8 protein-coding genes and 1 pseudogene are annotated in these 16,951 nt (G+C 42.6%); 4 read left to right on the plus strand and 5 right to left on the minus strand.

Annotation, left to right across the window (positions count from 1 at the left end; translation table 11 throughout):
* Positions 1 to 649 precede the first annotated feature (649 nt).
* The 3 genes from H6G69_RS24430 (at position 650) to H6G69_RS24440 (ending at position 6,219) form a co-directional block, all read left to right on the plus strand.
* Positions 650 to 5,263 (plus strand): SNF2-related protein, encoded by a 4,614-nt coding sequence (locus H6G69_RS24430; RefSeq protein WP_190691714.1) that lies wholly within the window; start codon positions 650 to 652, stop codon positions 5,261 to 5,263.
* A gap of 466 nt (positions 5,264 to 5,729) precedes the next feature.
* The gene (locus tag H6G69_RS24435; protein ID WP_190691715.1) at positions 5,730 to 6,008 is read left to right on the plus strand and encodes a hypothetical protein; all 279 of its coding nucleotides are present in this window, start codon (positions 5,730 to 5,732) and stop codon (positions 6,006 to 6,008) included.
* A 43-nt stretch (positions 6,009 to 6,051) separates the two neighbouring features.
* On the plus strand, positions 6,052 to 6,219 hold the full coding sequence (locus tag H6G69_RS24440) for a hypothetical protein (protein WP_190691716.1): 168 nt from the start codon (positions 6,052 to 6,054) through the stop codon (positions 6,217 to 6,219).
* 206 nt (positions 6,220 to 6,425) lie between these two features.
* Here the strand turns inward: H6G69_RS24440 and H6G69_RS24445 are convergent, their stop codons facing one another.
* Both H6G69_RS24445 and H6G69_RS24450 read right to left on the minus strand, forming a co-directional pair.
* On the minus strand, positions 6,426 to 12,161 hold the full coding sequence (locus H6G69_RS24445) for a ribosome assembly protein 4 (RefSeq protein ID WP_242072173.1): 5,736 nt from the start codon (positions 12,159 to 12,161) through the stop codon (positions 6,426 to 6,428).
* 362 nt (positions 12,162 to 12,523) lie between these two features.
* Positions 12,524 to 13,873: a P-loop NTPase fold protein gene (locus H6G69_RS24450; RefSeq protein ID WP_190691717.1), complete on the minus strand. Its 1,350-nt coding sequence runs from the start codon at positions 13,871 to 13,873 to the stop codon at positions 12,524 to 12,526.
* Positions 13,874 to 14,178: 305 nt separating this feature from the next.
* On the opposite strand from H6G69_RS24450, the gene H6G69_RS24455 reads away from it, so the two are divergent.
* Positions 14,179 to 15,009, plus strand: a complete 831-nt coding sequence (locus H6G69_RS24455) for an SWIM zinc finger family protein (protein WP_190691718.1) — start codon at positions 14,179 to 14,181, stop codon at positions 15,007 to 15,009.
* Between the two features lie 50 nt (positions 15,010 to 15,059).
* Here H6G69_RS24455 and H6G69_RS24460 read toward each other — a convergent pair whose 3' ends face one another.
* From H6G69_RS24460 to H6G69_RS24470, 3 genes and pseudogenes are all read right to left on the minus strand, one after another.
* The gene (locus tag H6G69_RS24460; protein ID WP_190691719.1) at positions 15,060 to 15,245 is read right to left on the minus strand and encodes a PCP reductase family protein; all 186 of its coding nucleotides are present in this window, start codon (positions 15,243 to 15,245) and stop codon (positions 15,060 to 15,062) included.
* 187 nt (positions 15,246 to 15,432) lie between these two features.
* Positions 15,433 to 16,821 carry a photosystem II reaction center protein CP43 gene (psbC, locus tag H6G69_RS24465; RefSeq protein WP_190691720.1) on the minus strand — a complete coding sequence of 463 codons (1,389 nt, stop codon included), beginning with the start codon at positions 16,819 to 16,821 and terminating at the stop codon, positions 15,433 to 15,435.
* Positions 16,805 to 16,951: pseudogene (locus tag H6G69_RS24470) on the minus strand (photosystem II D2 protein (photosystem q(a) protein)); the annotation flags it as partial. The pseudogene H6G69_RS24470 and the gene psbC, both read right to left, overlap by 17 nt.

The raw sequence follows: 16,951 nt of genomic DNA on the forward strand, positions 1-16,951 counted from the left end.
TCAGTTAAATTATGTCTAATCATACTCAAAAGCATCAGAATGCCAAAGTGTTTTTACTCTGCTGACTAAAAACTGCTGTTAGCGGTAGCGGGGCGTGTAGCTCGTTTTGAGTGCTGAGTAAAAATTCCATTGAGACTTTCATAACTTGGCGGTGAAACTTGTTTTCTTGGGTTTGCCTGAGTTTCCTGAGTATGTAACCCTGGTTGTACAATAGTACCAACGTTGCAACAATTAGCTGTACTAGCCTTGTAAAATACAAATCTCCCTATATTGATCATCGGCTGGTGTTTAAGATATTCAGTTCATGTCATACTTGCCAAGCCACATAGTTTTAGATTTTGGATTGCTCCTATAGATAAATCTAGAGGTTTGTACCATCAAGGAACTATTTGGTTATACATTACTTTGAATGAGTAGTCGTTATGGAGTGTACGCACCAGAAGTAATGAATTAGAGATTTATGGCTAAAAAAGAGCTTGAATAGTTTGAGTTTAGTTTATTTTTATTTACATTATTTTATTTTTGTGCAGTTAGTGGCGTACAAAAAATCAAACTTTAAGCTGGATTTTTGGCTGAAAATATAATTAATAGAATAGAAAAATCGCAGTTAAAAATATTTAAATTGAAAGGCAATTGTATTTTTTAGAAAATGGCAATTTTACACGGTAGTTGGATAAAGAATCATCAAGAGAGTTGTTTATTTATTTGGGGAGAAACTTGGCGATCGCCACAAGTAAATTGGGATGTCAAAGAATCTACAGATATCCCGGAAAATCCATTGGTAATGACCGCAATGGAGTTAAATGAGTGGTTAACTGCAAACAAAATTAATGTTTTCAGCACTCCCCAGGTGCAAGGGCAGACTTCATCAACGCGATCGCGCAAAGTCACAAAACCCAGTGAACCCAGTTTACCTACACACAGGCAAATTATTGCTTTACCAACCCACATTTTAGAAAACAAAGAAGAGCAAAAATTAATTTTATTGCCTGTCCATTCTGCCAGCCAAAATTTAGAATCTGATGCTTTAACATATTTACAGCCTTGGCACATTGCAGGTTTTTGTCTTACACCTAATGAAGCAATTAAATTTTTGCAATCACTACCATTAAATATTTCTTATAGTGAAGATAGTTTTATCGCTGGGGATTTAAGATTTTGGTCACAGGTAGCACGTTGGAGTTTAGATTTAATTTCTCGTTCTAAATTTTTACCCAACATTCAACGTCAAACAGATAGTAATGTATTAGCCCGTTGGCAAGTGCTTTTAGACAGTGCTGTCGATGGGACTCGCTTAGAAAAATTTGCGGCAAAAATGCCTTTGGCTGGGCGTACTTATCAAGCAGTGGGGAATGGGTTTATTTCTGTAGACTTACCTCAAACTCCACAAGAATTGATTTTAGATTTTCTGAATATGACGATAGATGCCCAAGTAAGGCAGATGCTAGTTAGTCAAATTATTCTCGAACCTAGAGTCATCGCTACTTTGCCGTCAGCAGTGCGCCAGTGGTTGCAAGCGTTAACTAATCCATCTCATACTCTAGTTGCAGATGCAGACGTAGAACGCTTAGAAGCGGCGTTAAAAGCTTGGACGATGCCGCTACAGTATCAATTAGCAGGTAAAACGCTATTTCGGACTTGTTTTCAACTCTATCCCCCAGAGGCGGGACAAACAACTTGGAAATTAGGCTATTTTCTCCAAGCTGCTGATGATCCGGAATTTTTATTAGATGCAGCAACAATTTGGCAAAATCCAGTTGAACAATTAACCTATCAAAATCGGACAATTGAGCAACCACAGGAAACATTCTTGCGAGGATTGGGTTTAGCTTCTCGATTGTATGATGCGATCGCTCCTAGTTTAGAAACAGAATACCCCCAATCTTGTGAATTAAATCCTATCCAAGCCTACGAATTTATCAAGTCTGTTACTTGGAGGTTTGAAGATAGCGGTTTAGGTGTAGTTTTGCCCCCAACTTTAACCAACCGCGAAGGTTTTGCTAACCGCTTAGGCTTGAAGATTACTGCTGAAACCCCCAAAAAACAAAAAGAACGCTTGGGTTTACAAAGCCTCTTAAATTTTCAATGGCAATTGGCAATTGGAGGGCAGACAATTTCTAAAGCTGAATTTGACAAGCTAGTAGCTTTAAATAGTCCGTTGGTAGAAATTAACGGCGAGTGGGTGGAATTACGCCGCCAAGATATCAAAACAGCCCAGACATTTTTTGCTTCTCGTAAAGAACAAATGGCACTTTCTTTAGAAGATGCCTTACGCCTCAGTACAGGGGATACCCAGGTGATTGAAAAATTACCAGTTGTCAGCTTTGAAGCGTCTGGGGCGTTACAAGAATTAATTGGGGCGTTGACAAATAATCAGGAAATTACACCTTTACCCACACCCGCCAGTTTCCACGGAAAATTACGTCCCTATCAAGAACGAGGTGCGGCTTGGCTGGCTTTTTTGGAACGTTGGGGTTTAGGCGCGTGTCTCGCCGACGACATGGGATTGGGAAAATGCGTAGCGCCTGATACCTTAGTCAATGTGAATGGAATGTTACAGACAGCAGAGGCTATTTGGACAAATCATTCTGGCGTAGCAATATTTGATGGTGAAGGGTTTTGGGCGGAACCCACTCAAGAGTTACTAGTTAATTCCCTAGATGAAGCAACTGGCAAAATTGTCCAAGCGCCAATTCAGCGATTATATCGGCAGCAAGTAGGCGAGAAATTAAGAAAAATCACCCTGCAAGACGGCAGTACTATCACTATTACCCATCGCCATAAATTACTGACAAATCACGGTTGGACAAATAATTTACAGGTGGGTGATTATGTTTGTGTACCTGGCAAGATGCTGTGGTATGGTGAATCACAAGACTCTGATTTAGTCAAGTTTTTGGCTTGGCAAATTGCCGAAGGACATGAACTAGCTGATATTGGAACTGTCAGCATTACTCAAAAAGACATAAACTTATTAGAAGATTTACGCCAAACATTTCAGAGGATAGGCGATCGCTACAATCTCAAAATCAACCATCCTAGTATTTGTACATTTCCCGGTAAAGTTCCTTGTCTGCGAATTAATAGCCAAGCTTACCGCCGCTTTCTGGAAAATCAAGGTTACGTTTGGGGTAAACTTTCCGCAGCCAAATCGATTCCCTCATTTATTATGCAGGCTGACTTAGATAGTGTGCGGTTATTTTTACGCCACTATTTTGATGCTGAGTCCTCTGTAGTTTCTAGTATGCGGAGTATTGAAATTTCCACAGCATCAAGTTTACTAATTCAGCAACTTTCTGCACTGCTGCGTCGCTTTGGTATTTGGTTAAGAATTTCCTCAAAACAAAAATGTGCTACCAATGGTAAGCGAATTTTGCGTACTTATTATATTGGTGTCATTGGCGGCAATTCAGCCCGGAGATTTTTGCAAGAAATTGGGTTTAACTACACTTCAAAGCAGCAAAAACTAAAAGAAATTTGTCAGCGAGTTAATAACACCAATATCGAGGGTGTTCCTGCTGCGGATGTTGTCGCCCAAACAGTTGCCACAACAGGCATACCTCTGCGACACTTAGAAATGCACAATACAGTCTATATTAATGGTTCACAACAATTTTCTAGAGAAAGTTTACAGAGAGTTGTAGTTTGTATGAACCAAATCATTACGGGAGAAACTCAACAGCAATATCAGCAATTAAAACCTTCTAAGTGGACAGCTAAAACGTTAGCTGCTTATCAAAAATTAGACTTAGAAAAATTCAATTCCACGAAACAGCATCTCCAAACATTAATTGACAAAGAAGTATTTTATTGCCAAATTAGCCACATCGAAGATGTAGATTATCAAGGCTGGGTTTACGATTTTGAAGTAGGTAAACATCATAACTTTGTGGCGAATAATATTATCTGTCACAACACTATTCAATTTATCGCTTTTCTCTTACATCTCAAAGAACAAGATGTACTAGAAAAACCCATACTATTAGTCTGCCCCACTTCTGTGTTAGGCAACTGGGAACGGGAAGTGAGAAAATTTGCCCCCAGTCTGAAAGTAATGCAGTATCACGGTGACAAACGCCCCAAAGGAAAGGCATTTATTGAAGCTGTAAATAAGCATAATTTAGTTATTACTAGTTATTCTTTAATTCACAGAGATGTGAAATTATTGCAGACTGTTTCTTGGCAGATAATTGTCTTAGATGAAGCGCAGAATGTCAAAAATCCTGATGCTAAACAATCCCAAGCCATTAGACAAATAGAAGCAACATTTCGCATCGCCCTCACAGGCACACCAGTAGAAAATAGATTGCAAGAATTATGGTCTATTTTAGATTTTCTCAACCCTGGTTATTTGGGTAATAAACAATTCTTTCAACGGCGGTTTGCCATGCCGATTGAAAAATATGGTGATGCCGCTTCTTTAACTCAATTGCGTTCCTTAGTGCAGCCATTTATTTTAAGAAGGTTGAAAACAGATAAAGAAATTATTCAAGACTTGCCGGATAAGCAAGAAATGACCGTATTTTGTGGTTTAACTACAGAACAAGCCGCACTTTATCAACAAGCAGTAGATACATCCTTAGTAGAAATAGAATCTGCCGAAGGATTGCAACGACGGGGGATGATTTTAGCTTTACTAACTAAACTCAAACAAATTTGCAATCACCCATCCCAATATTTAAAAGAAACAACATTAGGACAACATAATTCTGGTAAATTGCAACGTCTAGAAGAAATGTTAGATGTAGCAATTTCCGAAGGCGATAGGGCGTTAATCTTCACTCAATTTGCAGAATGGGGTAAGTTACTCAAACCTCATTTAGAAAAGCAATTAGGTAGAGAAGTTTTCTTTTTATATGGCAGTAGCAGTAAAAAACAACGCGAGGAAATGGTAGATCGATTTCAACATGATCCTCAAGGGCCACCAGTTATGATTCTGTCTTTAAAAGCGGGTGGTGTGGGATTAAATTTAACCCGTGCTAATCATGTATTTCACTTTGATAGATGGTGGAACCCAGCCATTGAAAATCAAGCCACAGACCGAGTATTTCGCATTGGTCAAACGCGGAATGTGCAGGTACATAAGTTTGTTTGTACTGGCACTTTAGAAGAAAAGATTCACGACATGATAGAAAGTAAAAAGCAATTAGCGGAACAAGTCGTGAGTGCTGGGGAAGAATGGTTAACTGAATTAGATACAGACCAACTGCGAAATTTACTCATCCTTGACCGCAATGCTTTAATTGATGAAGACGCAGAATAGTAAGTAATCGGACAAAAATATTTACCAAACTCAGTGCTGAGTGCTGAGTAAAAAGCAACAGGCTGGTTTTGGGCAAGGTTTAAATCCTCGTCCAAAACCAGCCTGTTCTCTGTTGCCTTTAACTCAATACGGTTCAGTTAAGAGAATAGTAGTTTGGGTGTAGCGATAGCGGAACCCAACAAAGTATGCGTGAATGTTGGGTTCCGTTCCTCCACCCAACCTACACGAGTCTATGAACTGTATTGGCCTTTAACTAATACCAATTCCAAATTTTCGGTTATTTATCTTACTATTTTTATAAAACTTTGTAAATAGTAATTGACAAGTATAGTTTTATACTTTATTATATGAGTATGATTAAGGAAATCGCCCTAATCTAAACTCTCAAAAATAAAGGCGATCGCCGTTCCGTCCAAGAATCCAGCGATCGCCCTTATAAACTCCCAAAAAGGAATTTGAAACTATCATGTCACAATTACCAGAATCTGCACAGTCCAAATTAGAACAGTTTTTGCCTAGTGAAAATCTAGAACAACCCAGCAGCCAGCAACCAACTCAACAGCCACTACCTCAGCGCGAACCAATTAAACATATGTTGATTGGCTCCGTGCAAGCTGTTACCCGCACCATTCAACATTTACACATAATTGGCTACGCCAACGTCAACGACTGGAGTGTGCCACAACCCACCCCCAACTCTGATGAAGTGATGAGCATTTTAATTCGTCAGATTCTCATTCGCTAACCCGGTGGTAGAGACGTTGCAATGCAACGTCTCTACTCACATCTTGCACCTAGCCCCAGCGAATGGAATTCGCGGCTATACAAACGAAGTCCGCCTACGCGGACTGACGAGAAATCAAGGGTTTGGAACCCGCGCAGGCGGGTTTTGTCTGTGTAGCCGCGACTTCAGTCGCCTGGTGCAAGATATGAGTCTACAAAGGTTATCAGTGTAGGTTGGGTGGAGGAACGGAACCCAACATTCACAACGCTCAGTCCTGAGTGCTGAGTGCTGAGTGCTGAGTAAAAATACCAGTCTCACTTTCATACTTGGTGATGAAACTTGTTTCATCAAGACTGCCTGCTGCCTGCTGCCTTCTGCTATATTTAGCCGGACATGATATTACGCAACACCGATAATGTCATTGCGCCGAATCTACATCTACTGATTTAATAAAACCTTCAATTCCGCCTCGGTGAAGGGATTTTGACCAGCTTTTAACTCTTTCACCCAGCGTTGGCGTTGTGCTTTCCTATCTTTATCATTAGTCCAGGCGATGTAGGCTTCAAAGTCGGCTATTGCGCCTGGGGTGTCGCCTGTTAACGCCCTGGCTAAACCGCGACTATCACGAATCTCGCCATCATTCGGTGCAAGGGTGACGGCTTTTTCACAGGCGAATAATACTAGCTGGGCTTGTTTGCGTATACTACCTTGACGGCATAGTGTATTCCAAGCATCGGCGGAGATTTCGATTTTGGGGTCTAACTTTTGGGCATCGGTGTAAGCTGTGACGGCTTCTGAGACTTTGCCATCTTTGACAAGTTGTTGACCTTCTTGTAGTTTGCGTTGTGCTTTACCTTTAATAGCAAACTCTGTGGCTTTGGCTTGGGGGTCAAAGTTTAATTGCTTGTCCCATTGCTGTGCTTTGTTGAATTTGGCAACGGCAGCGTTAATATCATCATTTTGGGCTAACTTTTCGCCTTGGGTAACTAAAACGGTAGCTGCTGACATTAACCGAGATGGTGTTTGGCATTCTTTGACTTCTTCTAATGTTTCGGGATGGGCAATGAGGTAGTTATTGAGCAAGGTACAACCACTGTCTAATAAACTACTCAAATTTAAATCCCACAGTTTGATGGTGTTGTCAGCACTGCCAGAAGCCAGGGTTTGGCCGTCGGGGCTGAAGCTGACGCTCCAGATCCTACTGCTATGAGCACTTAGGGTTTTGAGGAGTGTACCTGTGCTGACATCCCAAAGTTTGATGGTCTTGTCTTCACTGCCAGATGCCAGGGTTTTGCCGTCGGGGCTGAAGCTGACGCTATAGACATAACTGCTATGACCGCTCAGGGTTTTGAGGAGTTTACCTGTGCTGACATCCCAAAGTTTGATGGTCTTGTCACTACTGCCAGAAGCCAGGGTTTGGCCGTCGGAGCTGAAGCTGACGCTATAGACCGAATCGTTATGACCGCTCAGGGTTTTCAGGGGTTTACCTGTGCTGACATCCCAAAGTTTGATGGTGTTGTCAGCACTGCCAGAAGCCAGAGTTTTGCCGTCGGGGCTGAAGCTGACGCTATAGACCCCACTGCCATGATCACTCAGGGTTTTGAGGAGTTTACCTGTGCTGACATCCCAAAGTTTGATGGTGTTGTCACTACTGCCAGAAGCCAGGGTTTGGCCGTCGGAGCTGAAGCTGACGCTATAGACCGAATCGTTATGACCGCTCAGGGTTTTGAGGAGTGTACCTGTGCTGACATCCCAAAGTTTGATGGTCTTGTCACTACTGCCAGAAGCCAGGGTTTGGCAGTAGGGGCTGAAGCTGACGCTCAAGACCCTACTGCCATGACCACTCAGGGTTGTCAGAGGTTTATCTGTGCTGACATCCCAAAGTTTGATGGTGTTGTCAAAACTGCCAGAAGCCAGGGTTTGGCCATCGGGGCTGAAGCTGACGCTATAGACCAAATCGTTATGACCACTCAGGGTTGTCAGAGGTTTACCTGTGCTGACATCCCAAAGTTTGATGGTGTTGTCAGCACTGCCAGAAGCCAGGGTTTTGCCATCGGGGCTGAAGCTGACGCTATAGACCCCACTGCCATGATCACTCAGGGTTGTGAGAGGTTTATCTGTGCTGACATCCCAAAGTTTGATGGTGTTGTCACTACTGCCAGAAGCCAGGGTTTTGCCGTCGGGGCTGAAGCTGACGCTCCAGACCCCACTGCCATGATCACTCAGGGTTTTCAGGGGTTTACCTGTGCTGACATCCCAAAGTTTGATGGTGTTGTCAAGACTGCCAGAAGCCAGGGTTTGGCCGTCGGGGCTGAAGCTGACGCTATTGACCCAATCGCTATGACCACTCAGGGTTTTCAGGGGTTTACCTGTGCTGACATCCCAAAGTTTGATGGTGTTGTCAAGACTGCCAGAAGCCAGGGTTTTGCCGTCGGGGCTGAAGCTGACGCTATTGACCCAATTGCTATGACCACTCAGGGTTTTCAGGAGTTTACCTGTGCTGACATCCCAAAGTTTGATGGTCTTGTCACTACTGCCAGAAGCCAGGGTTTGACCGTCGGGGCTGAAGCTGACGCTATTGACCCAATTGCTATGACCACTCAGGGTTTTCAGGAGTTTACCTGTGCTGACATCCCAAAGTTTGATGGTCTTGTCCCGACTGCCAGAAGCCAGGGTTTTGCCGTCAGGGCTGAAGCTGACGCTCCAGACCGAATCGTTATGACCACTCAGGGTTTTGAGGAGTTTACCTGTGCTGACATCCCACAGTTTGATGGTGTTGTCATCACTGCCAGAAGCCAGGGTTTGCCCGTCGCGGCTGAAGCTGACGCTAATGACCCAACTGTTATGACCTTCTAAAGTCCTCCCCTCTACGGCTCGATTTGCTGGGTTTTCTCCGGCTTGTAAATACACCCCTTGGTTTAAAGTTGCCACAGTCCGCATTTGAGTATCGGCTTTTGCCCAAGGTGCTTGTTTGAGTTTTGTGACTGCTTTAAATGCTTCAATTAAAGCATCAGGGTGTTGTGCAGAAACTAACAATGCTTCTGAAGAATTATTCAAGGCGTTAATTTCACTAATCTCGGCTTGTTTTCTTTGCTTGTCTGCTTGTTGTGCGGCATTCCAGGCTGTGACTGCTAACCCAGCTAATACTATGCCGGCGGCGACGGAACCAAATAAGGCGTGTTTCAAAAAACTATTGAGTTTGGCTTCACTGAGTTTGCGTTGCTGTCTTTCTTTTTCCAGTTCCGCCATTATTTCTTTTAACTTCGGTTCCTGTTGCTGGCGAATAAAGGCGGCTAAATAATCATGCACCAATTGGTAACGGTCAGCAGGTGTTTCTGGCAATAACATGACTAAGCCAGATTTCACAAATATCTCTAATACTAAGTCTAGTTGGTTGGTTGTTAATACTAGTTCTGGAGATCCCCCCGCCTGCGGCGACTTCATTAATAAGGGGGTTGAGGGGATCTCCCCAGCAACGGAAATAAACTGCTGCAAATCTCGTTCGAGTTCAGCGCGAGTCTTTAGTGGGCGAGTTCCCTTTTCATCGGTGAGCAAATACAGCAGCACTTCTGCCATTTGCTTGTTTTCTCCACCGCAGTCATTCACCACTTCATCTAAATAACGCTGCACCAGTTGTTGTTTTGTTGCACGTTGGCGATATTCTGCCAGGGTTCTAATATTTTCCGTTTGCAGTTGCGCCCCAACTACCTGCAACTCAATAGGACGGACTTCGCCTAATTCCTCGGCTAAGTCCTGCACTAGTTGATCAATTAAAGCAGTTTCTAAACGGAAACTTGTATTTTGAGTTAAACGCTCAATAATTGACTTGGTATTCTCCCGTGAAAAATTCCCCAACTTATACAGCACATTCCGGCTGAGGATGTCATTAGCAATAATCTTCATACTGGATAAATCATTGCACTCCAGCAAATAATGGAGGTAATCTACCCGCAATGACAAAATCACCTTCGCTGACAGAACATTCAAACATTCACCCAAAAACTCAAAAAATTGCCGTCGCTCTTTTGGTTCGGTGTCAAAGAAAAACTCCTCAAACTGGTCAAATATCAACACAGTGCGGAGGTTGTTTTGTTCATTTTCTTGTAAAGATGCAATTAAACGTGACTTAACAACAGAATATAGCGGTTCTCGGTTGGATGAGGTAGATTTCAACCCCACCCCCAACCCCTCCCCGCAAGCGGGGAGGGGAGCGTTTGCGTTAGCAAATGCGGGGTGGGGTTCCGACTGTATTACAGGCAAGTAAGAACCGCTATATATAGAATCATCATTAATCACATCTGGTGAATGAGTATCCAAGACTGGCGAAACATCCTCAAAAGCTACAACTACTTCCCCACTCTCCCGCTCCTCGGTCACTTCGACTTCGCTCAGTGACCTCCCTTCACCCATCAGCCTTCCCAACTCTCTCACCCAGTTGGAATAACCGCGCATGACTACAGGTAAATTGTCTCGATAACCTATCGCCTTATTTTTTAAAGCTGGTACTAGTCCCGCATTCACCAGAGAACTTTTACCTACACCCGATTGCCCGTGAATTACGATCAATTTATAGTCAGGGCGACCAATGCGTTCAATTAACTGTTCTATATCTAATTGACGACCAGAGGCGGCAATTTCTGGGGCGATGCTATCTTTATTTTCCAGTTTTAATGGCGTAATATTCGGTGTTCCTGCTTGTTTTGCAGCTTCTAACCGACCTGCACCAAGAAACGCCCGCAAGCCAAATTGTTGTTCAATCGAACGGATTTCTAATTTAGTATCAAAGGCTGGCAGATATTGTTTTTGCTGAAGAAATAACTCGCGTAAATCATCAAGAATTTTTAAGTAAATCTCTGGGTCGTTGTTAGTAATACCAATTGCTCTCGCTGCCGCTAAGTTACTAATAGCTGTTTGATATTGTTTTAAATGTTGTTGTGCTTGGGCGATATTGAATAATAATTCTTGACGCAGCGCATCATCATTAGTAGTGGTTACATCTGAGTAATTCGCTAAAATATCTAACGCTGTTTTAGCTAATTCTTGGGCTGGCTGCCAATTTGCTTGTGCTAGGGCAACTGCGGCTAAGAAATTATAATCTTGAGCAATTTTAATTTTGTTATTTTCAGCTTGATGTACTTGCAAAGCACGTTCAGCTAAGTTTTTTAATTGCTGCCAGTTGTTTAAATAGCGGAGAATAATGCCGAACTGCTCAAGAGAATTGGCAATTAAATCGGGACGTTGAGCAGATTCAAAGGCGTTGATACTTTGGTCAAGATAATTTTGAATTTGTTGATGAAGATTCGCGGGTTCTTGTAAAAGCCCTGGCGATTGGAAATCGCACGCCAGTTGCTTCAAGTCGGCAGAGCCGCCCAACGCACTGGCTCGGCGATACAAACGAAGTCCGCCTGCGCGGACTAGCTCATTAGCTCTAGCTTTGGCGTAATAACAAATTGTGATTTGACTGAGTATCTGCCCTTGGCGTTCTAAATTATTACTTGTCTGCCAAAAAGCTAAACTTTGCTGATAATATGTAATAGCTGCATCTAAATCTTGGTCAATATAAGCAACTAGTCCTCGCAAAAATTGACAATTAGCTTGAGTATTTAAAGTAAAAAAATCAGCAGCGTTTTGTAATTCTTGCCAAGCCGATTTAATTTCTGTACAAAGTTCTAAAGTAATATTAAAGCTATTAGCTAATAATTCATCTGCGGTCTGTTGAATAAAATCAGTTAATTCATCAGAACTAATAGTAAATATATTTGTAGTCGCCCAACTTTCTAAATCGGGAGCTAATTGGCTAAATTGTTGATAAATTTCATCATTCACCCACAAGACTATCGGGAACGCAAAACTCCGGCGAAATTCTTCCCTGACTTGATTTGCAGAGGTTAACATCTGCGGTAAATCTCGCAAGGTTTCTAAACCAGTAATCATTAAAGCTTGGATATTATCACCAAATTCTTCTTGAATGGCTTTATGCAGCGTCCTTTCTGATGGCTTTAAATGCAAAACCCGAATCTCAACTTCGCAGATTTCTTGTAATCTGGCAATCAGGCGATCGCGCAATTTGGCATAATTACATCGTGTCAATATCAGCTTGAACTGCCCGATAGAAGTTTCTATTGCCCAAGCTAGTTCTTGCAATCTGGCTTCATTTTCCGGTGAATCAGTCATAAGTAAGTCAGTGTGAATATTGATTGCTAGGACAAGGCAGGCTACAGTTTACACACAAGTTCCTGAATTACTACCAGCCCTTGAATTACCCCTCCCTAACCCTCCGCTTGTAAAGGCTATGGTGTACACACAAATATTCGTGTAGTGCATCTGTCCCGCCTCGGAATGAATTCCGAGTCTCATAGCACAAGTCATCTAAAGATGACTCAACCAAAAATGTCTGACAGTCCACGCTTTGTGGACTTTCGCTATCAGCCTGGAACTAAAGTTCAAGGCGGGATAGGCTTTCATACTACAAATTTTTGACTTGTGTGTACACGGTAGAGGGGGGTAATTCGACTTGTGCATACACCATAGGCTTTCTAAAGCAATTCCTCTGTCTCAGTCAAGATGGGATTAACCTCAAACCAAGATTCGCCGCCACTTCGATATTCAAAGACAAATCGACTACGAATGAGTTTTTGATAACCTTCATCATCGCTGACTTTTTTAGTTTCTTTAACACGGCGGAGTAATTGCCACTCTTGGGGAGAAATTGGCATCATGATTTCATTCCGGCGTTCCCGAATGACTGTTTCTAAGGTTTCTCGGCGCAGGGGAAATTCTCTTTGTTTTTGAATTAAGCTATTGAGCAGACGTAGCAAGTCACGCACATGACCACCACTCATACGACACAGATGTTCTAGGGTGGTAGCATCATCAAAAATTGCGGTAATATTTTTGAGGCGTTCGGCTGGTGCTATCTCAGGAAAGGCTCTAGCTAATACCATCTGTTGCATGAGTGCCATTCCAGAAGCGTGAATACTGCCATCAGGAAACTGTACAGGAACCATCGGCAAAACTTTCGGGTCTTCTGGGAAGCGTTGGGTAAGCATTCCATAATCATTGGAAAACTTCAGGGAAAGAGGCATGGTGTAAACTATATGACAGTTCAGCTTGGTGAGAAACTCGCCTTGGTCAACAAACAGATATTCTTGTTGTGGACGACCCCAAGCTTTGACACGATTATCAATGCGGTCAAGATTATCTACAATGACTGTTAAGCCTTTTTTACCTTGCTGCTTGAGTTTTGCGATCGCATCTGCTAATAATTCTTGGTTAATTGCTTGTAATAGTGTTAATTTCTGCGGTGCAAGAAACTGATTGAGTTTTTCCCGCAGTGAAGGGTCACTTTTGGTTCGCGCTGTAATTTTACCAATGCCAAAGGCGAGAGAAAATTTCTCGTTTTCCTGGCTAAAACCCAAATCACCCACGCCCGGAACCTTAAGTTCGGCGGCGGTAACTTCGGCGTTGAGAACTTTCCAAGCACCTTGCAGCAGTTCTTTTAACTTCTTAGGTTCCTCCAGTGTAATTTTATCTAGACTTTGGCTCACACGCCGCGCGATCGCCAACATAACATCGGCAATATCTACGTCTGTGGTGACTAAATCTTCACTAGACTCAAAATAAACTACGTGGAAATTGTCTTTTTCTAATTCTGCTTGTAACCTTAATAGTTCCGTCGATTTACCGCAACCAATATGCCCTGTAAACAAGGTGCAGGTGGGTTCATCAGGTTGCCAAAAAGTAATTTTTTCTTTGAGTTCGCTGATAATATCGCCGCCCCGCACAGAGGAAAAATCTATATAGTATTGATCATCTACGCCGTTATTGATATTTAAAGTCTTGCTGGGATTGGTGATTTGGTAAAATTTCCGAATATCTATAGTCATAGCCTTGGTGATGCGATCGCCCTTAATTACCAGGATAAATACCTATACAACCAATAACTGAATATTTCCAATATATTTCGGTTTTGTGTAGGCTATGTAAAAGGTTATGTGCATTCACTTTCGGCAAATAGCCAGCCCCAGCGATTAGAAATCGCAGCTATACAGGCGAAACCCACGGAGGTGGGTTTGAAAATCTTGATTTTTGGTTAGTCCGCGCAGGCAGACTTAGTTTGTGTAGTAGCGAATTATATTCGCCCAAAACTTTTCAAACATCCTCTCATTTCCTATATAATCCGTAATTGATTATGACTAGTTACACATTACAAGCAAGCCGTGAATGGTGGTCACAAAGATGGCTAGAATTACTCGATTCTTATCGCTTTAAAAAGCGGTTAGAACGTGCCAGAAATTATGCACGCCAAGGTAACGTCCTCAGTATCGAATTTAAAGGTGCAAAAGTATTAGCTAAAGTCCAAGGTAGTGAAGTTGAACCTTATAAAGTTTCTCTTTCTCTTGACTCTTTTACGGATGAAGAGTGGGGTTATGTAATTGAAACAATGTCTAAGCGGTCATTATTTGCTGCCAAATTATTAGCAGGAGAAATGCCCCAAAATATTGAAGAAGTATTTACTGCTAATGGTCTTTCTTTGTTTCCATTTACGTTAAGTGATGTACACAGTAAATGTTCTTGTCCTGATAAAGCAAATCCTTGTAAACATATTGGGGCAATTTATTATCAATTAGGCGATAGATTTAGCGAAGATCCATTTGTGCTTTTCCAGCTACGCGGACGAACTAAAGAACAAATTATTAGCGATTTACGCAAGCTCAGAGGTGCTAAATCTGAAACAAATACGTCTAAAAAATCAGATATTCAGCCAACAGTTTCCCATAGGTCATCTTCCATTAACCTTAGCTCTTTTTGGGAATATCATGAGCCTTTAGATTCATCTTTAGTCGTGATTGTGCCTAGTAGCAGCGAGACAGTATTAGATGTGTTAGGAACTATCCCGATAGCAAAAACCGACGAAGATGTTGTAAATGTAAATGATTTAGTAATGAAGTATTTAGATACTGTTTACAAAAATGTCAGCCAGCAGGCAGTCTTAGCAGCTATGAATGTAGGCAGTAATTAAAATATGGTAAAGCATTAGCGATCGCCATTTTCTAAAACTCTAATATTGGGTCACTGTCCAAACTCAACCCTAGCTTGTTCAACTAAGTCGCCTGTAACTATATCTTGCTCGGCTTGACGAGCTAATTGCTCAATTCGCGCTTTCGCTTGGGTACGCACGAAAAAAGGTATATTTTTCAACTTTGCTTTAGCTTCGGATGTCCACTGCAAAGTTTCGGCAAAATCAAATTCACTCATACTGCTTCAATCAAAAATATATAAATAAATTCATGTTTTTAATTTGGATCTATTCTAAATAGATTCTTGTTTGTCATAAACCAGTACACATAAAATGTCACAGTTAAGGAAAAAGGCTCTTGTTTTTATACAAGAGCCTCATAAACATTCGATTGTCAGTTGTCAGTGATGAAAGAAAAATTTCAACTTAGTCAAGCTCGTTCATGAACATTACTGGTTCATTCTCACGGTCGATACCTTTCTCAAAGCCACCAGCAGCCGCACGAGCGCGACCAGCGTGCCATAAGTGACCTACTAAGAAGAAGAATCCTAATACGAAGTGAGAAGTAGACAACCATGCACGAGGAGATACATAGTTGAAGGAGTTGATTTCAGTTGCTACACCACCTACAGAGTTCAAAGAACCTAGAGGAGCGTGAGTCATGTATTCAGCAGCGCGGCGAGCTTGCCAAGGCTGAATATCGTTCTTGATTTTGTCTAAGTCTAGACCGTTGGGGCCACGTAGAGGCTCTAACCAGGGGCCTTGGAAATCCCAGAAGCGCATGGTTTCACCACCGAAGATGATTTCACCAGAAGGAGAGCGCATCAAGTATTTACCCAGACCTGTGGGGCCTTGAGCAGAACCAACGTTAGCACCTAAGCGTTGGTCACGAATCAAGAATGTCAAAGCTTGTGCTTGAGAAGCTTCAGGGCCTGTGGGGCCAAAGAATTCACTGGGGTAAACAGTGTTGTTGTACCAAACCATACAAGAAGCGATAAAGCCCATTAAGGACAATGCGCCCAAGCTGTAGGAAAGGTAAGCTTCACCAGACCAGATAAAGGCACGACGCGCCCAAGCGAAAGGCTTGGTGAAGATGTGCCAAATACCACCAGAGATACAAATTAATGCAATCCAGATGTGACCGCCAACTACGTCTTCCAAGTTATTAACGCTGACAATCCAACCTTCGCCACCAAAAGGAGCTTTGATCAGATAGCCAAAGATAACTGCTGGGTTGAGTGTTGGGTTTGTAATGACGCGCACATCACCACCACCAGGGGCCCATGTGTCGTAGAGACCACCGAAGAACATCGCCTTCAGCACTAACAGCAACGCACCAGAACCTAGGATGATCAGGTGGAAGCCGATGATGTTGGTCATCTTGTTTTTGTCTTTCCAGTCATAACCAAAGAAGGAAGAGTATTCTTCTAAGGTTTCTGGGCCGCGAACTGCGTGATAAATACCACCAAAACCCAGGACTGCGGAAGAAATCAGGTGGAGTACACCAACTACGAAGTAGGGGAAGGTGTCAATTACTTCACCACCAACACCTACACCCCAACCTAAAGTAGCGAGGTGGGGGAGCAGAATCAAGCCCTGTTCGTACATAGGCTTTTCTGGGATAAAGTGAGCAACTTCAAATAATGTCATTGCTCCAGCCCAGAAGACAATCAAGCCTGCGTGAGCAACGTGAGCGCCTAGCAGTTTACCAGAAAGGTTAATTAAACGGGCGTTACCAGACCACCAAGCAAAACCGGTAGATTCTTGGTCACGACCACCGCCCAGTACCGAGGGTCTATTAGAGAGCGTTACCACGAGGTAATACCTCCTCAGGGAATATAAATTGTTCGTGGGGCTGGTCTTGAGGAGCCATCCAAGCGCGGATACCCTCGTTCAGCAAAATGTTTTTGGTATAGAAAGTTTCAAATTCTGGGTCTTCCGCCGC

Origin of the sequence: Nostoc sp. FACHB-110 (assembly GCF_014697425.1) — a bacterium.
Lineage (GTDB): Bacteria > Cyanobacteriota > Cyanobacteriia > Cyanobacteriales > Nostocaceae > Nostoc_B.